This window comes from Flavobacterium sp. PMTSA4, assembly GCF_032098525.1.
In the GTDB taxonomy this organism is placed as follows: domain Bacteria; phylum Bacteroidota; class Bacteroidia; order Flavobacteriales; family Flavobacteriaceae; genus Flavobacterium; species Flavobacterium capsici.
The window spans coordinates 2,465,844-2,484,509 of record NZ_CP134890.1 but is presented as its reverse complement, the minus strand read 5'-3'; the positions used below and the strand labels follow the sequence as shown (position 1 = coordinate 2,484,509).

The following is an 18,666-nucleotide window of genomic DNA, read 5'->3' as shown; positions in this document are numbered from 1 at the left end:
TTATATTCCAAATTATTCTCTATGACAAGTTGTCAAAATTTAAGGTACTAATTTTTCGCTCCACTCAAAGGCTTCAATGATTTCTCTATAAACACATTTTCCTTGTACGATGTTCAATCCTTTTTGTAGAGACAAATCTTTTTGACAAGCTTCTTCCCATCCAAAGTTTGCCAATTGCAATACATAAGGCAACGTTACATTGGTTAATGCCATAGTTGAAGTATAAGGAACTGCGCCTGGCATGTTGGTAACACAGTAATGAATCACATCGTCTATAATATAGGTAGGATTTTCGTGTGTGGTTGGCACGGTAGTTTCAAAACATCCACCTTGGTCTACGGCAACATCAACAATTACGGTTCCCGGACGCATTTCTTTCAACATTTCTTTAGTAATCAATTTGGGTGCTTTTGAACCTTTGATTAAAACTCCACCCACAATTAAATCGTGGTCTTTAATATGTTTTCTGATATTATATTCGCTCGAAAACTCTGTAACCACGTGCGATGGCATGATATCATTTACATAACGAAGACGTTTTAAATTAGTATCTAAAACCGTAACATGTGCTCCCAAACCAGCCGCCATTTTTGCTGCCTGAACACCTACAACTCCTGCGCCTAGTACCAAAACTTTTCCTGGCGGAACTCCCGGAACTCCGCCTAGCAAAACACCTCTTCCTTTTATAGGTTTTTCTAAATATTTAGCGCCTTGCTGAATGGCCATTCGTCCTGCAACTTCCGACATTGGGGTTAACAAAGGCAATGTTCCTTCGGCATCTTCTACCGTTTCATAGGCAATACAAACGGCTTTGCTGTTAAGCATTGCAAAGGTGAGTTCTTCGCTTGAAGCAAAATGAAAATAGGTAAAAATAATTTGATTGGGTTTAATCAACGGATATTCATATTCTACAGGTTCTTTCACCTTCACAATCATATCGGCAAGGCTGTAAACTTCTTCCATAGTTTTCAAAATAATACCGCCAACGCTCTGATAATCTTCATCAAAAAAACCGCTGCCTTCGCCCGCGGTTGATTGTATAAAAACGATATGATTGTTTTTTGTCAGTTCGAAAACACCTGCGGGTGTCATACCAACGCGGCTTTCATTGTTCTTTATTTCTTTTGGGACACCTATTTTCATATTTTTTAATTTTACCCTATTATTTTTTATAAATTCATGTTCAAATATACATTTTTTCACAAAATAACCCCCTAAAAAATTAACAGTTTAGTTTAAAATTTTATATTTAATTGAATATACCCCCTATTTTCATTTATTGCATAAACCCAAAAAAAGTTCCAAAAACCACTTTTAATACGTTCTGAACTACTTTTAATACGTCTTGAACCACTTTTTATACGTTAACCAACCACTTTTTATACGTCCTGAACCACTTTTTATACGTCCTGAACCACTTTTAATACGTTAGCCAACCACTTTTTACACGTCCTGAACCACTTTTTATACGTTGACCAACCACTTTTAATACGTTCCTTAACCACTTTTATTAGGTTAACTAACCACTTTTAATAGGTTCAGAACCACTAAAAACCATTTCGGAACCAGTAAAAACACGTTAACCAACGTATTAAAACCAGTCCGAAACCACCAAAAACATGTTATATGACGTGTAAAAACCAGTTCAGAACGTATTAAAAGGGGTTTTTGAGCAAAAAAAAATCCAAATCTTCAACAGATTTGGATTTTAGTATAGTGTTATAAAAAATTCTATCCTACCAAGTTGATAATTTTACCCGGAACGATGATTACTTTCTTTGGTATATTGCCTGCCAGTTGCGCTATAGTGCGCTCGTCTTTCATTACGATTTCTTCAATTTGTGCAGGTGTCAAATCTAAAGGTAACTTAATGGTGAAACGCATTTTTCCATTGAATGAAACTGGGTATTCTTTTTCACTTTCTACCAAATATTTGGCTTCAAACTCTGGGAAAGCAACTTCTGAAATTCCTTTATAATCTTTAGGCAAATCTTCATTTATAACCTCTTTGCCTAAAGTTAACCACATCCATAAATTTTCGGCGATATGTGGCGCATAAGGCGAAATAATAACAGCCAATGGTTCTAATATTGCACGATGACGGCATTTTAATTGTGATAATTCATTCACACAAATCATGAATTGCGATACAGAGGTGTTGAATGAGAAATTCTCGATGTCTTCGGTTACTTTTTTGATGGTTTTGTGTAATGATTTATACATTTCTGGCGTTGGTTCGTCGTTAGTAACCACTAACCCATTGTCGTCAAAATACAAACGCCATAATTTTTTAAGGAAACCATAAACGCCTGTAATACCCGCCGTATTCCAAGGTTTAGCTTGCTCTAACGGACCCAAAAACATTTCATACAAACGCAAGGTATCGGCGCCATATTCATTACAAATATCATCTGGATTGACAACGTTGTACCATCTTTTTGACATCTTTTCTACTTCTCTACCAACTATATACTTACCTTTTTCGGTAATGAATTCCGCATTTTTAAATTCAGGCAGCCAATTTCTTAGTTTATCTAAATCAATTTCATCAGATGCATTAACTATGTTAACATCAACTCTAAGTTCTTCTGTTTCATAATCATTTTTCAAATTTTTTGAAACAAATTTATTTGTGCCTGAAATTCTATAAACTAATGCACTCATCCCCAAAATCATTCCTTGATTAATCAGTTTTTTGAAGGGTTCTTCGGTTGGTGCAAAACCTATGTCTTTTAAAAACTTGTTCCAAAAACGAGAGTACAATAAATGTCCGGTAGCGTGTTCGCTTCCTCCTATATATAAATCTACGTTTTGCCAGTATTTCAAGGCTTCTTCGCTTGCAAATTCGTTATCGTTCTGCGCATCCATATAACGCATCCAATACCAAGAAGAACCTGCCCAACCTGGCATAGTGTTTAATTCCAAAGGAAAAATAGTTGTGTTATCAATCAAATCATTGCTAACAATATTGTTTGCTTTTGTGTCCCAAGCCCAAGTGGTTGCATTGCCCAATGGCGGTTGTCCATCTTCGGTTGGAAGGTATTTTTCAACTTCTGGCAATACGATTGGCAAATATTTGCTGTCAATCATCTGCGGTAAACCATTAACATAATACACCGGAAACGGTTCACCCCAATATCTTTGTCTTGAGAAAACGGCATCACGCAAACGGTAGTTGGTTTTTCCTTTTCCTTGTCCTAGTTTTTCAAGCGCTTCAATGGCTTTTTTGGTTCCTTCTTTGTAACCCAAACCATTTAGGAAATCGGAGTTTACTAACTCAAAGCCTTCTTTAGCAGCAAATGCTTCTTGGGATATGTCTTGATTGAAAATGTTTTTTATTTCAGGCATTCCGTTCGTTCCTTTGAAGAAATTAGCAAAGGCATAATCGCGCTCATCGCCACATGGAACTGCCATTACAGCACCGGTTCCATATCCTGCCAACACATAATCGCCAATCCAAACCGGAATTAGTTCTTTGGTAAATGGATGCTCGGCATAGGCACCAGTAAACACTCCTGAAATGGTTTTAACATCGGCCATTCTTTCACGCTCCGAACGTTTTGCAGTCGCTTCAATATAACTTTCAACCGCTGCTTTTTGTTCTGGAGTTGTAATTTTTGCAACCAAATCATGTTCTGGCGCTAAAGTCATAAACGTAACCCCAAAAATAGTGTCAGGTCGAGTAGTAAAAACTTCTATTTTATGATTGCTTTCTTTTAAATTGAAAGTTACCATTGCTCCAACTGATTTTCCAATCCAGTTTCGTTGCGATTCTTTCAAACTTTCCGTCCAATCAATGTCATTCAATCCTTGTAATAATCGTTCGGCAAAAGCAGAAATTCGCATCGACCATTGAGTCATTTTTTTACGAATTACAGGATGACCACCACGTTCCGAAACGCCGTTAACAATTTCATCATTAGCTAAAACCGTTCCTAAAGCAGGACACCAGTTTACTTCGGTTTCTGCCAGATAGGTTAATCGGTATTGTAATAGTATTTTTTGTTGTTCATCTGAAGAAAAAGCATTCCATTCGTTTGAAGAAAAAGATGCGATGTTGTCATCGCAAACAGCATTTACAGTAGCGTTTCCTTCTTTTTCAAATAGTGAAACTAAGGTTGAAATATCTTCGGTTTTGTCAGTATCATTATTGTACCACGAATTGAACAACTGAATGAAAATCCATTGTGTCCATTTATAATAATCGGCGTTTGAAGTACGCACTTCTCTACTCCAATCAAACGAAAAACCAATTTTATCCAATTGTTCACGGTAGCGAGCAATGTTTTCACGAGTTGTTTTTTCGGGATGTTGCCCAGTTTGAATAGCATATTGTTCTGCTGGCAAACCAAACGAATCATAACCTTGCGGATGAAGAACATTAAACCCTTTGTGACGTTTATAACGCGCTACAATATCTGAAGCAATGTACCCAAGCGGATGACCAACGTGCAATCCTGCACCCGAAGGATAAGGAAACATATCGAGTACATAATATTTGGGTTTAGCTGAGTTATTGGAAGCTGCAAAAGTTTGATTTTTTGCCCAATATTCTTGCCATTTGGCTTCAATTTGTTCGTGGAAGTATTTCATTAGCGAGTTTAAAAGTTTATGAGTTTAAGAGTTTAAAGTTTTAGTGATGACACAAACTTGAAACCTGAAACTAAAAATCAGGCGCAAATTTACATTTATTATAATAAAGTTAAAACTTTGTGGGTTATAAAGGATAAAAACAATTTTCTTTATTATTTTTACAGCATCAAATCAGTATTTATGGCTTCATCATTTGAAAAGTTTCAAAAGCGCAGAGTAATCACTTCTTATTTTTCAGTGGTATTGAGTGTTTTTTTAGTGCTTTTTCTTTTAGGAATTTTGGGATTGTTTGTTATTAACTCAAAACGTATTTCTGATAATTTTAAAGAGGATATTGTAATGACTGTTTTCTTTAAAAATGAAGCTAATGATTCTATTATTAAAGCTTTTGATGATGAATTAAGAACTGCTGCTTTTGCAAAAGATTTCAAATACGTAACCAAAGAAGAAGCTGCGGAACAACACAAAAAAGTTATAGGCGAAGATTTTATGGAGTTTTTAGGAGTGAATCCGCTTCAAAATTCTTTTGATATTCACTTAAAAGCTGATTTTGTAACCAATGCAAGTTTTCAGAAAATTGAAACCCGTTTGCGAAAAAATGAAATGATTTCAGATATTGTTTACGATAAACAATTGGTAACATTGGTAAACGACAACGTGAAAAAAATCAGTATGTGGATTTTAATCATCAGTGGAATTTTTGCTTTTGTTTCGGTTTTATTAATCAACAGTTCGATGCGATTATCGATTTATTCTAATCGATTTATTATAAAAACTATGCAGTTGGTTGGCGCAACAAAAGCATTTATCAGAAAGCCATTCATCAGAAGAAGTATGATGCTAGGATTAATTGGAGCTTTCATTGCTGTTATTGCATTAATTGGCGTTTTAGCTTACATCGAAATCAATTTCCCTAATCTAAATATTCTTAGAGATAAAGTAGAAACTGCTTTAGTTTTAGCTGGTGTATTTGTACTTGGTGCACTAATACCTTGGATAAGTACTTTCTTTGCAACACAGCGATTTTTGAATTTAAGAACCGATGATTTATATTAATAATTTCAGCAATCTTTTGTTGAAATAATTCAAAATACTATGAAAAATAGCGAACACAAACCTGACTTTCTTTTCGAAAAACTAAATTATAAAATTCTATTAGCTGGAATTGGAGTAATCATGCTTGGTTTTATATTAATGTCTGGCGGCGGAAGCGATAATCCAAACGTTTGGAAAGAAGATATTTTCAGTTTTAGAAGAATTCGTTTAGCGCCAACTTTAGTTTTAATTGGTTTTGGAATCACGATTTACGCTATTTTTAAAAATCCTAACAAGAAATAATGGATGTTTTACAAGCTATTATCATTGCAATTATTGAAGGTTTAACAGAGTACTTGCCTGTTTCTTCAACAGCTCATATGATTTTTACAAGTTCCTATTTTGGAATTCAAGAAGATGATTTTGTAAAATTATTTCAAGTAGCCATTCAGTTTGGAGCCATTCTCGCAGTAGTTGTTTTGTACTGGAGAAAGTTTTTTGATTTTACTAAATTTAATTTTTACATAAAACTGGCTTTCGCAGTAGTTCCTGCCTTAATTTTAGGTAAATTATTTGACGATAAAATAGATGCTGTTCTAGGAAATCCAATCCCAATTGCAATTGTATTGATAATTGGAGGTATAATTTTATTATTCATTGATGGAAGATTTCATTCGCCAACAGTTGCTAATGAAGAAGATATTACCATAAAAAAAGCAGTAAAAATTGGTTTTTGGCAATGTTTAGCCATGATGCCAGGAACAAGCCGAAGTGCAGCATCAATTATTGGCGGAATGCAACAAGGTTTAACAAGAGAAACCGCTGCTGAATTTTCTTTTTTCTTAGCTGTACCAACCATGCTTGCCGTAACAGTGTATTCTTTGTTTTTAAAAACTTATGAAGTTTCACAATTAAAAGGTTATGAACTTTTAACACAATCTAACGATAATTTAAAACTATTCCTTTTAGGCAATATTATAGCTTTTGTTGTTGCGGTTATTGCTATTAAATTTTTTATTGGAATCATAAAAAAATATGGTTTCAAACCTTGGGGTTATTACAGAATAATTGCTGGCTCGTTACTCTTAATTTACTTTTCTTTTATAAAATAATCAATTTTGTTAACTTCTGAAGATTTTCAAAAAGGTCAAATTCTTTTAATCGATAAGCCATTGACTTGGTCGTCGTTTCAAGCGGTAAACAAGTTGAAATATCTTTTGAAACGAAAGTATAATCTGCCGAAAAAATTCAAAATTGGGCATGCTGGTACTTTGGATCCATTGGCAACTGGTTTATTAATTGTTTGCACGGGAAAATTCACCAAAAAAATTAATGAAATTCAAGGTCAAGCCAAAGAATATACTGGAACGATAACTGTTGGAGCAACAACGCCTAGTTATGATTTAGAAACTGAAATAGACCAAAAATTCCCCATTGAGCATATTACAGCAGAATTAATTCAAAAAACTACCGAAAAATTTTTAGGTGAAATAAATCAAAAACCACCTATTTTTTCAGCCATAAAAAAAGATGGCGTTCGCTTATACGAACATGCTCGTGCAGGAGAAACCATTGAAATTCCATCACGAAAAACCACGATTTACGAATTTGAAATTACCAGAATTGAATTGCCTGAAATTGATTTCAGAGTAAAATGCAGTAAAGGAACTTACATTCGTTCATTGGCTTATGATTTTGGAAAAGCGCTACATTCTGGCGCTTATCTTTCTGTATTACGAAGAACTAAAATTGGTGATTATTCGGTTGAAAATGGGTTAACTCCCAAGGAATTTGAACAAAATTTAATTTCAAATGAAATTTAAGTTTTTAATATTATTCATTTTGCTTTGGCAAATTGGTTTTTCACAAGAAGAGGAAAAACAAAAAAAGCACTATCACGATTCAAAATCTTTTTATAGCAAATTTGAGCTTTCATCTCCATTAAGAGTAAATCAATACGCTGGTGAAATAAACGAATATACTGGCGAAGAGGAACCATGGTTTTTATTAGATGGAATAAGTTTAAGAGCATGTATTGGTTCTCATTATGACAAATGGATTGGAATTGGAATGAACATAGGTATTGACTGGAAAGCTAACAGATGTCTAGTTGTTGCTCCACTTTTTGGTTCATTAAGACTGAGCCCAAGAATTACTGAAGACATCCGAATTACCAGCGAAGCAGGATATGGCAGAGCTTTATCAATCAGTGGTGACAAACTATCTGGCACCTTTAAAAAAATAAGTCTAGGAATTGAAGACGAAGAAAATGGATTTGGAATTTATATTGAATTATGCCAGTATGGTTTTTCTAAAATTACCCCTGAAAGAATTGGCAGTTTTAGTGTAGGGCTGAACTACATTATGTTTTAATTCATATTACATTCATTATTTCCTTTTGAGTTGAGATTCCTTTATCTTGAGTATACCATTTATGTAGTTCAATTTTTGCGGTTTCGTCAACAATTCCATTTACTACTTTATAATCTAAAATCAGTTGTTTTGCATCGTTTGGTCTTGGTCCAAATTCACCAACAACTTCATTTGAAGTTTTGTCAATAATAATCAATTTTGGTATTGATCTTGAACCATTAGTTAAAAAAAGATTCATTAAATCATCATTTTCATCACGAAACACAATTTTCAATTCAACTTTATCTGAAACTTCAGCCATTTTGTAGATAACTGGAATTATTTGAGCAGAATCGCCACACCAACCTTCAGAAATTACCAACCACAAATAATCTTTCTCAAGTTTTTCTAATTTTAACTTATTTTCATCAGTAACATTTATTGTTTTTTCTAATCGATTCATTCGAGCTTCATTTAACTCAGTATAGTGCAATAAATCTTCTGATTGCTCGTTTCCGGTAACCTTGTTTGATTTAAAAAGTTGAGTAATGTAATTTCTATATTCTTTATAAGTAAAACTTTTCTCTAAGGCTTTTTCTATAATTGGATTCATTTATTTCTATTTTAGATTGCAAATTTAATGTTATTTTTAAGCCTAATTTGTAACAAATATTACAATTCAACTTATACACATGGATTTTTCCAAAAAAACTATTGGTTTTGCATTATCTGGCGGTGGTTCAAAAGGTTTAGCTCAAGCTGGTGCAATTAAATTTCTTGAAGAACAAAACATCAAACCCAACTTTATTGCAGGAACAAGTGCTGGTGCAATCATTGGAGCATTGTATTCTTGGGGAAAATCACCTGAAGAAATTTTAGAATTTTTTAAATCAATTTATTTTTTTCATTGGAAGCATTTAACACTAAGAAAACCCGGAATTATCGATTCAAGTTCGTTTAAAAAATATTTTGATGATATCTTTAAAGATGCAACTTTAAATGATTTAAAAATCCCAATATTTATCACGGCAACTGATATGGTTAAAGGTGAATTAAAAATATTTTCAAAAGAAACAAAAATTACTGATGCGCTTTTAGCATCATCTGCATTTCCTGGCATGATTTCGCCTTATGTGATTGAAGATTCTATTTATTGTGATGGTGGTGTTTTAAACCACTTTCCATCTGATTTGTTATCTGAAAAATGTGATTTCAATATTGGTATTTATGTTAGTCCTTTAGAAAAAATAACTCACGATAATTTAAAATCAATAAAGTCTGTCACTTCTAGAGCTTTCGATTTATTTTATGCAAACTCTAACATTCCAAAATTTAAATTTTGCGACTGCATCATCGAACCACATGAATTAAGCCATTTTAGTACATTTGAAACTAGTAAAACCAAAATGAATACGATTTTCGAAATTGGTTATAACGCCGCCAAAAAAACATTTGAAGAATTAAATGAGTAAAATAAATTTATTTCATAAAATTATTTAATAACTATATTTGCACAACAAAATACAACTTCTAAGAAAAATGAAATACAAAAGAATTCTACTAAAACTAAGTGGTGAAGCTTTAATGGGTGAAAGACAATACGGAATTGACCCAAAACGATTAGCCGAATATGCTGATGAAATTAAAGAAATTCATAGCCAAGGAGTAGAAATTGCGATTGTTATTGGTGGAGGAAATATTTTTAGAGGTGTTGCTGGTGCTAGCAATGGAATGGATAGAGTTCAAGGTGATTATATGGGAATGCTTGCTACCGTTATAAATGGAATGGCTTTGCAAGGTGCGCTTGAAGACAAAGGAATGTTGACTCGTTTACAAACTGCCTTAAAAATTGAAGCCATAGCTGAACCTTACATTAAACGTAGAGCAGTTCGTCATCTTGAAAAAGGAAGAATTGTAATTTTTGGAGCAGGAACTGGAAACCCTTATTTTACGACAGATACAGCAGCTGTTTTGCGTGGAATTGAAGTTCATGCTGATGTAATTTTAAAAGGAACACGTGTAGATGGAATTTATGATGCTGATCCAGAAAAAAATCCAAATGCTGTGAAATTTGAAGAAATAACTTTTGATGATGTTATCAAAAAAGGTTTAAATGTAATGGATTCAACAGCGTTTACTTTAAGTCAAGAAAATGCACTGCCTATTGTAGTTTTTGATATGAACAAATCAGGAAATCTATCAAAGATTTGCAAAGGAGAAAATATTGGAACAACTGTTAAAATATAGTTTAGAGTCTTTGTGGAAATTTTAAAAATTTTAAACTTTACACCAAGTCTGCAACTAAAAACTTTATAAAAAATGGAAGAAATTGAATTTATTTTAGACAGCACAGCAGAAGCCATGAATGGAACTATTGCGCATTTAGAAAAAGAATTTTTAAATATTCGTGCAGGAAAAGCAACTCCACAAATGCTTGGTGGTGTTTTTGTAGATTATTATGGTTCTCAAACTCCACTTTCTCAAGTTGCCAATATCAATACGCCAGATGCAAGAACGATAACAGTTACTCCATGGGAAAAAGCAATGTTACAACCTATTGAAAAAGCAATTATGATTGCCAATCTTGGTTTTAATCCTATGAATAATGGCGATAATATTATAATTAGCGTTCCGCCATTAACTGAAGAAAGACGTCGCGATTTAGTTAAACAAGCAAAAGCTGAAGCAGAAGATGCAAAAATTGGTATCAGAAATTCAAGAAAAGATGCCAATACAGAAATTAAAAAACTTGAAAAAGAAGGAACTTCTGAAGATATCTGTAAAACAGCTGAAGACGATGTTCAGAAATTAACCGATTCATATATCAAAAAAATTGATGACCATTTAGCAATAAAAGAAGCTGAAATTATGAAAGTTTAATCTTTTAATAAACCTTTAAAAATCCGTCTAGTTAAAAACTTCTTAAGTTGAACTAGACGGATTTTTTTATTCCTATTTTTGCAAAAAATTTTTTGATGAAAAACATCTTTCTTTTCCTTTTATTTTCCTGTTTGTCAATACAAGCACAACAGCAAATTAGTGGAATTGTAAAAGATTTTAAGACAAAAAAAGCGCTTCCTTTTGCTACTATCAAGTTAGACAATAATGAAACTTTTACCTCTGATGTTGATGGAAAATTTGAAATTTCTACAACAAAAAAAATCAATTCAATAACGATTCAATACATTGGCTATTCTTCAAAAGAGATTTTAATTTCCTCAAAAAAATATTATAGTATTCTATTGGAACCAAAAATAGATAGCCTTAAAACGATTACTATCAATAGTCGAAATTTAGCAAATTCAATTATCAAAAAAGTTATTGCTGCCAAGAACGAAAACAATCCTCAGAAAAAATTAAACTCTTTTCAATTTAACACCTACAACAAATTAATAGTTTCTACCAATCCTGATTCTATTCAAGGAAAAATTGACAGCATTTTTGTAGAAAAAGAATTTGGAAAAGAATTAAAAAAAATTGACTCAACCGAATTCAAATTCAAAAAAATAATAGACAAGCAACATCTTTTTTTAGCAGAGAAAGTTTCAAAATTTCAATTTTCAAATCCTGTTTTAAAAGAAACAATTATCGGTTCAAAAATGGCTGGTTTCAAAGAACCAATTTATGAGTTGTTTGGTTTTAACCTACAGTCTTTTTCTATCTATGACGATAAATATGAACTTTTTGAAACCAATTATAAAAGTCCAATTTCTGCAAATTCGCTTTCTGAATATAGTTTTACTATAAATGATACAACCTATATTGACAATCGTGAAGTTTTTCTAATTTATTTTAAAAATAACAGAAAGAAAAAAGGTCTTGAAGGTTTATTATATATAGATTCTCAAAATTTTGCTATTGCCAAAGCGGTTATGAGAATTCGCGGTGTGATTGATATTACTGGAATTCATGATTTTGTTTTTTTGCCTGAATACCAACTTTGGTTTCCATCAAAAAAAACATTCAAAATAAGTAAAGGAAAAAGCAAAGAACGAACATCTTTCCTTGGTGGAAGAATTGTTTTTGAAGCCGATGACGATGAAAACAAAACCAAAAAAAGCACAAATTTCACTTATTTGCTATCCGAAACTAACATTAATAATATAGAAATTAATACTCCGATAAACATTAAAAAAAGTTTTGTAAAAGTTAGTGTTAACGAATCTGCTACATCAAAATCAGAAGAATTTTGGAACGAAAACAGAACTATAGCAATTGATGAAAGAGGAATTGAAACCTACAAAGTTTTAGATAGTATTGCAGAAGAACGCAAACTTGACAGAAAAATTCGCTTTGGGCGAAAAATATTTAACGGTTACGTTCCAGTATCCATTTTAGATGTTGATTTGAGATATCTTGTTAGTTATAATAATTTTGAAGGATTTCGATTTGGTTTTGGCGGAGTTACTAACGAAAAATTATTCAAAACCTTCAAATTAGATGGTTATACAGCTTATGGCCTGAAAGATGAAAATATAAAATACAGTTTGGGTATTTCAACTCGTGTTGGAAAAATTTCAAACAGTTGGATTAGCCTTGGTTATACCGATGATTTACGAGAAATTGCAAGTACAACTTTTGCTATTGACAAAAGAGTTTTTAAACTATATGATCCTCGACCAATCAACATTAGTACATTTTATAATTATAAAACTTGGCGAGGACAAATTGAAACCAAAATAATTCCAAAAACTGAAAGCCTTTGGCAATTATCCTATAGCAATATCAAACCTTTATTTGATTATACTTTTATACAAAACGGCACTTCTTTTAAGGGTTTTAATATTACAACCGCAATGGTTTCGCTGCAATGGAATCCGTTTAGTGATTTTATGCAAACTCCAAATGGTAGATTAGAAATTGAAAAAAGGTTTCCTAAATTTACTTTTCAGTTTACTAAGACATTGCCAAATCTTTTTGAGAATGATTTTGATTTTGGAAAAATTGATTTGAGAATTGATTTTGAAAAAAAATACTTAAATGGACAAAAATCAGCTGTTTTAGTACAATCTGGATATGCTTTTGGCGCTGTGCCAATAACTCATTTATACAATACTTCTCCAAATAACTTAACTAAAGACAACTTACTTCAACGTGTAACTATTGCTGGAAAAAACAGTTTTGAAACCATGTTTTTCAATGAGTTCTTTTCGAATCAATATGTTTTTTTACAATTAAAACATGGATTTAAACGTATTGAACTTTTCAAAAAAGTTAAACCCGAATTAGTTATGGTTACCCGAATGGCTTGGGGAAATTTAGAAAACCCAGAAAAGCATGTTGGAATCGAATTCAAAACTTTAGATAATGGTTTTTTTGAATCGGGAATTGAATTAAATAAAATTTTTAAAGGGTTTGGACTATCCGGATTTTATCGTTACGGTCCAAATCAACTTAGCAGATTTGAAGACAATTTAGCATTAAAACTAAGTTTTATTCTTGATTTAGGATTCTAATTTTTCCTTTTTGTTGAACATCAAACCAACCATCATTACTATTACAGTTAACAAAATTACCTGTATAATTAAAGAATTATTCATAAACTGACTTCTTTGAGTCAATGGTATGGTTAGAAATAAAAGTATCGTAATTAAACCTCTAGGAGCAATAAAAAATAAAGGCTTTAATGGTAATCGAACCACTTTCAAGAAAATTGCTCTAAGTATGAAAATAAAAGCCGTAATACCAATTGCCCAAAGAATAGTATCAGTATTCAATACTTCTGAAGTTTTGATTAAATAACCAAAAAGAATAAAAAACAATGTTCTAATTAGAAAAGTAAACTCGATATTCAACTCTTTAAATTTTTGAACTTCTTTATTTAAAATTTCTGGATGAAATCGTTGAACAAATTTCAAATTTTTCATTTCATCTAAATTTCCAATCAACAAACCAAATAAAAGTATAAATACCAATGCAGGTAGATGATATAATTTTGAAATGAAGTAAATCATAATCAATAAAATGATGATTGGCGCAAATTTTACATGATGTTTTATTTTGCTTAATAAGAAAGCCAATCCAATGGTAGCAACAAATGACACAACTAAAATTATTACCAAATCAAGAAAAAAGTACCCAAATGTTGATGCTTCAATTGTGGGATTTAAAGTCACAAAATTAAAGAAAATCACACCTAAAACATCAGACATACTACTTTCGTAAGTAATAATTTCTTTGTTGGTTGGATTTAAGTTTTTTACACTCGAAATTGCAACAGAACTACTAATTACTCCTAACGGAATTGCATTAGCTAATGCAGATTTATACGATAACAATGGGTCAAAATAATAAAATGCGTACGCTATCCCAAAACTCATAACGACCATTGGTAATAATGCAATGATAGCCGATTTTGCAATTATTGGATAGTTTTCTTTTTTTAATTCTAACTCTAGTGAACCTTCTAAAACGATAAGTATCAATCCAAGATTGCCTAAAACTGGTAAAGCAACTTCAAGGCTTGGAATATTAATATGAAGAATTTCAGTTATTTGTTTTACAAACCAGCCTAAAACCAGTAGCAATATTATTGAGGGAATTTTTGTCCTTGATGATGTTAAATCAAAGAAATATGCCAACAATAAAAGTGCACAAATAGTTATTACAATAGAGCCAATCATAAAATTTATTGGTTTTTCTGGTTTGATTTCAAATGTAAAGCTTTTTTTTAAAAATAAATAACTTCATTAAAATACATTAACATCTATTAACATTAAGTAAAACTATCCCAAAAACAATGCTTATTATCTTGTTTTCATTACCTTTGCAACCGTTTTAAAATTATCATGAAAAAGAAAATAAAAGTAGGTTTTTGGGAATTTATCGCAGGAATTGTACTTAGAAGAAGAATAACTATACTCGCAATAATTGCTGTTTTTACCATTTTTTTAGCACTTCAATGGAAAAACATCCATTTTACTTATACTGAAGCCAATCTTTTACCCGATGACCATGAAGTAAATTTAGAATACAATGCTTTCTTAAAAGAATTTGGTGAAGAAGGAAATTTAATTGTCATAGGCTCAAAAGACGAAAAATTATTTACTCCAAAAGTTTTCGAAAATTGGACAAAATTGATGTCTGATTTAAACAAACAATCTGAAATCGACTTAATTGTTTCTGTAGATAATATCAAAAGACTTCAAAAAAATGATAGTTTACAAACTTTTGAATTGGTTCCGTTTATTGACCAAAAAAAGTCAAAAGATGAAAAATATTTACAAGCTGTAAAAAAAGAACTTTTCACAAAAACTCCTTTCTATGACGGGTTGTTATACAACAAAAGTGGAACCATTCGTTCAGCTCTTTATTTAGACAAAAAAATTGTAAATACTCCACAAAGAAAAGATTTCATTCTTAATACATTTATTCCAAAAATTGAAGCTTTTAAAAAGGAAAACAACATTGATTTAAAAGTTTCCGGAATGCCGTACATTAGAACGCTCAATGCTAAAAATATTTTGAATGAAATAAGCTTGTTTATTGGCGCAGCGCTTTTCATAACATCATTAATTTTCTACTTATTTTTCCGTTCGCATCGAGCTACTTTAATTTCGGTATTAATTGTTGTTATTGGTGTAATGTGGACTTTTGGATTCATTGGTTTATTCAATTATGAAATCACTATACTAACAGGTTTAATTCCGTCATTAGTAATAGTCATCGGAATTCCGAATTGTATTTTTCTAACTAATAAATACCAGCAAGAATATGCTACACATGGCAATAAAGCTCGTGCTTTACAACGTGTGATTACTAAAGTTGGAACTGCTACTTTGTTGACTAATTTGACAACAGCAGCTGGTTTTGGAACGTTCATGATTACAAATAGTCAACTATTAAAAGAATTTGGACTTATTGCTTCAATAAATATTGTTGCCTTGTTCTTCTTATGCCTTATTTTAATTCCGATTTACTATAGTTATCAACCAGTTCCAAAAGCAAAACATTTGGAACATTTGAATAGAGAATACACTCAAAAATTCATGAATTGGATTTCAAAAAATGTTAGATACAACCGAACCAAAGTTTATATTGTTGCTGTTTCTTTATTTGTAATTAGTTTTATTGGTGCATTACAAATAAAAACTTCGGGAAGTTTAACCGAAGACATGCCTAAAAAAGCACCTTTTTTTAAAGACATTCAGTTTTTTGAAAAAGAATTTAATGGTGTAATGCCTTTAGAAATAACTATTGACACCAAGCGAAAAAAAGGTGTCATGAAATCATCAACACTTAGAAAAATTGATGAATTAGAAAAAACAATTATCAAAATTCCTGAACTTTCTAAACCTATTTCAATTGTCAGTTTGGTTAAATATTCTAAACAAGCATTTTATAATGGAAATCCAGAATATTATGAATTGCCAACCGCTCAAGAAAAAAGTTTTGTGTTGAGTTATGCAAAAAATGCTAGTAAAAATACCGACAAAGACATTATGAAAAGCTATGTTAGTTCTGATGGTCAAATTGCGCGTATTACTACTTTTATGAAAGATATCGATACTGGAAACATGTCTAAAGTAGAAGACGAACTTTGGAAAAAAATAAACGAAATTTTCCCTCCAGATCAATACAAAGTTAGTCTAACTGGAAAAGCGTTGGTTTTTGAAAAAGGAACTAAATACTTATTAAACAACTTAGTAACTTCGCTATTATTTGCGGTTTTATTAATTTCATTATTAATGATTTTTATGTTTCGCTCATTCAAAATGGTTGTCGTTTCTTTAATTCCAAACTTATTACCATTGATAATAACTGCAGGATTAATGGGTTATTTCGGCATACCTTTAAAACCATCAACGATACTAATTTTTAGTATTGCCTTTGGACTTTCAGTTGATGATACTATCCATTTCTTGGCACAATACCGTCAAGAATTAACCAAACACAATTGGAAAATTAAAAAGTCAGTTTTTGCCACATTAAAAGAATCAGGAATGAGTATGTTTTATACTTCAGTAGTTCTGTTTTCTGGATTTTCAATCTTTATGTTATCAAGTTTTGGTGGAACGGTTGCTCTTGGTGGTTTGATTGCTGTAACCTTGCTTTTTGGAATGTTATCAAACCTGATGCTATTGCCATGTTTGGTTTTAACATTAAACAAAAGATTGGCGAACGAACAAGAATTTATTCAACCAAAAATTGATATTTTGGAACACGAAGACAGCGAAGAAAACACTTCCAATTAATTACGATTTAAATTATATTTGCATTACAAAATTTTAGATAAAAATGAAGCATTCAAAAGTTAAAGACTTACTAAACGACTCACGAAAAGACTATGAAGTTACTGTAAAAGGTTGGGTTAGAACTTTTAGAAACAATCAATTTATTGCTTTGAACGATGGTTCAACGCTACATAATCTTCAATGTGTTGTTGACTTTGAAAACACTGCTGAGGAAACTTTAAAAAGAATAAATACCGGAACTGCTCTTTCTATCACAGGAAATTTGGTGGAAAGCAAAGGTGCAGGACAAAAATATGAAATTCAAGTAACGCAGCTTGAAATTCTTGGCGATTGTGATGCTGAAAAATTTCCAATGCAACCAAAGAAACATTCATTAGAATTTCTGAGAGAAAATGCACATTTACGTGTTAGAACAAATGCTTTTGGAGCAATTATGCGTGTTCGTTCGGTTTTAGCTCATGCTGTTCACACATATTTTCAAGAAAGAGGTTTTGTTTATGTAAATACACCTGTAATTACTGGTGCAGATGCTGAAGGTGCAGGCGAAATGTTTCAAGTAACTTCATTGCCATTGGATAATTTGCCAAAAAATGAAGAAGGAAATATCGATTACAAAAAAGATTTCTTCGGAAAACATACCAACTTAACAGTTTCTGGGCAATTAGAAGCGGAAACTTTTGCTATGGCATTAGGTCAAGTCTATACTTTTGGACCAACTTTCCGTGCAGAAAATTCGAATACTTCACGTCATTTAGCTGAATTTTGGATGATTGAACCCGAAGTTGCATTTAATGATTTGGATGCTAACATGGATTTGGCGGAAGATTTTATCAAGTTTGTGATTCAATATACAATGGATAAATGCGGAGATGATTTAAAATTTTTAGAAACTCGCCTAGCCGACGAAGAAAAATCAAAACCACAAGCGGAAAGAAGCGAAATGAGTTTGTTAGAAAAGCTTAACTTTGTAATAGAGAACAATTTCAAACGCGTTTCATATACTGAAGCAATTGATATTTTAAGAAATTCAACACCTAATAAAAAGAAAAAATTCCAATATTTAATTGAAGATTGGGGTGCCGATTTACAAAGTGAACACGAACGTTTTTTGGTTGAAAAACATTTTAAATGTCCTGTAATTTTGTTCGATTATCCAGCCAATATCAAAGCATTCTATATGCGTTTAAACGATAACACCGAGCCAGAAAAAGAAACCGTTCGTGCAATGGATATACTTTTCCCAGGAATTGGAGAAATTGTTGGAGGTTCGCAAAGAGAAGAACGATACGATGTTTTGGTAGAAAAAATGAAGAAATTAGGTATCGATGAAGAAGAACTTTGGTGGTATTTAGACACAAGAAGATTTGGTTCGGCAGTTCATTCTGGTTTTGGATTAGGTTTTGAACGATTAGTTCTTTTTGTGACTGGAATGACTAACATTAGAGATGTAATTCCTTTCCCAAGAACCCCACAAAACGCAGAATTTTAATAA

Annotated in this window: 15 protein-coding genes; 11 read left to right on the top strand and 4 right to left on the bottom strand. The window is 31.8% G+C overall.

Annotated elements, in window-relative coordinates; all coding sequences use genetic code 11:
* Positions 1 to 39: 39 nt before the first annotated feature.
* Positions 40 to 1,143, bottom strand: coding sequence for an alanine dehydrogenase (gene ald / locus RN605_RS11335; protein ID WP_313324888.1), 1,104 nt, complete (start codon positions 1,141 to 1,143; stop codon positions 40 to 42).
* Between the two features lie 588 nt (positions 1,144 to 1,731).
* Complete coding sequence (gene leuS / locus RN605_RS11330) at positions 1,732 to 4,593, bottom strand: leucine--tRNA ligase (protein WP_313324887.1); 2,862 nt, start codon at positions 4,591 to 4,593, stop codon at positions 1,732 to 1,734.
* A gap of 180 nt (positions 4,594 to 4,773) precedes the next feature.
* Between leuS and RN605_RS11325 the strand changes: the two genes are divergently transcribed.
* From RN605_RS11325 to RN605_RS11305, 5 genes are read left to right on the top strand one after another with little or no spacing between them, the layout of a single operon-like run.
* Entirely contained in the window at positions 4,774 to 5,649 is an 876-nt protein-coding gene (locus tag RN605_RS11325) for a cell division protein FtsX (RefSeq protein ID WP_313324886.1), read from the top strand.
* Positions 5,650 to 5,688: 39 nt separating this feature from the next.
* Entirely contained in the window at positions 5,689 to 5,931 is a 243-nt protein-coding gene (locus tag RN605_RS11320; RefSeq protein WP_313324884.1) for a DUF3098 domain-containing protein, read from the top strand.
* Positions 5,931 to 6,740: an undecaprenyl-diphosphate phosphatase gene (locus RN605_RS11315; protein ID WP_313324882.1), complete on the top strand. Its 810-nt coding sequence runs from the start codon at positions 5,931 to 5,933 to the stop codon at positions 6,738 to 6,740. The genes RN605_RS11320 and RN605_RS11315 overlap by 1 nt, the downstream gene beginning before the upstream one ends.
* Positions 6,741 to 6,746: 6 nt before the next feature.
* The gene (gene truB / locus RN605_RS11310; RefSeq protein ID WP_313324880.1) at positions 6,747 to 7,451 is read left to right on the top strand and encodes a tRNA pseudouridine(55) synthase TruB; all 705 of its coding nucleotides are present in this window, start codon (positions 6,747 to 6,749) and stop codon (positions 7,449 to 7,451) included.
* A complete protein-coding gene (locus RN605_RS11305) occupies positions 7,441 to 8,001 on the top strand; it encodes a hypothetical protein (protein ID WP_313324879.1) in 561 nt (186 codons plus the stop codon). Before truB ends, RN605_RS11305 begins: the two co-directional genes overlap by 11 nt.
* A 1-nt stretch (position 8,002) precedes the next feature.
* Here the strand turns inward: RN605_RS11305 and RN605_RS11300 are convergent, their stop codons facing one another.
* Positions 8,003 to 8,593 carry a thioredoxin family protein gene (locus RN605_RS11300; RefSeq protein WP_313324877.1) on the bottom strand — a complete coding sequence of 197 codons (591 nt, stop codon included), beginning with the start codon at positions 8,591 to 8,593 and terminating at the stop codon, positions 8,003 to 8,005.
* A 79-nt stretch (positions 8,594 to 8,672) separates the two neighbouring features.
* Between RN605_RS11300 and RN605_RS11295 the strand changes: the two genes are divergently transcribed.
* The 4 genes from RN605_RS11295 (at position 8,673) to RN605_RS11280 (ending at position 13,436) form a co-directional block, all read left to right on the top strand.
* On the top strand, positions 8,673 to 9,452 hold the full coding sequence (locus RN605_RS11295) for a patatin-like phospholipase family protein (protein ID WP_313324876.1): 780 nt from the start codon (positions 8,673 to 8,675) through the stop codon (positions 9,450 to 9,452).
* 67 nt (positions 9,453 to 9,519) lie between these two features.
* Positions 9,520 to 10,227 carry a UMP kinase gene (gene pyrH / locus RN605_RS11290; RefSeq protein ID WP_313324874.1) on the top strand — a complete coding sequence of 236 codons (708 nt, stop codon included), beginning with the start codon at positions 9,520 to 9,522 and terminating at the stop codon, positions 10,225 to 10,227.
* A 72-nt stretch (positions 10,228 to 10,299) separates the two neighbouring features.
* Positions 10,300 to 10,860, top strand: a complete 561-nt coding sequence (gene frr / locus RN605_RS11285; protein ID WP_313324873.1) for a ribosome recycling factor — start codon at positions 10,300 to 10,302, stop codon at positions 10,858 to 10,860.
* Between the two features lie 95 nt (positions 10,861 to 10,955).
* Entirely contained in the window at positions 10,956 to 13,436 is a 2,481-nt protein-coding gene (locus tag RN605_RS11280; protein ID WP_313324871.1) for a DUF5686 family protein, read from the top strand.
* On the opposite strand, the gene RN605_RS11275 is transcribed toward RN605_RS11280, so the two are convergent.
* Positions 13,425 to 14,603, bottom strand: a complete 1,179-nt coding sequence (locus RN605_RS11275) for a cation:proton antiporter domain-containing protein (RefSeq protein WP_313324870.1) — start codon at positions 14,601 to 14,603, stop codon at positions 13,425 to 13,427. The genes RN605_RS11280 and RN605_RS11275 overlap by 12 nt on opposite strands.
* 165 nt (positions 14,604 to 14,768) lie before the next feature.
* On the opposite strand from RN605_RS11275, the gene RN605_RS11270 reads away from it, so the two are divergent.
* Both RN605_RS11270 and asnS read left to right on the top strand, forming a co-directional pair.
* Positions 14,769 to 17,174: an efflux RND transporter permease subunit gene (locus RN605_RS11270; protein ID WP_313324868.1), complete on the top strand. Its 2,406-nt coding sequence runs from the start codon at positions 14,769 to 14,771 to the stop codon at positions 17,172 to 17,174.
* A 43-nt stretch (positions 17,175 to 17,217) separates the two neighbouring features.
* On the top strand, positions 17,218 to 18,663 hold the full coding sequence (asnS, locus tag RN605_RS11265; protein ID WP_313324867.1) for an asparagine--tRNA ligase: 1,446 nt from the start codon (positions 17,218 to 17,220) through the stop codon (positions 18,661 to 18,663).
* Positions 18,664 to 18,666 lie beyond the last annotated feature (3 nt).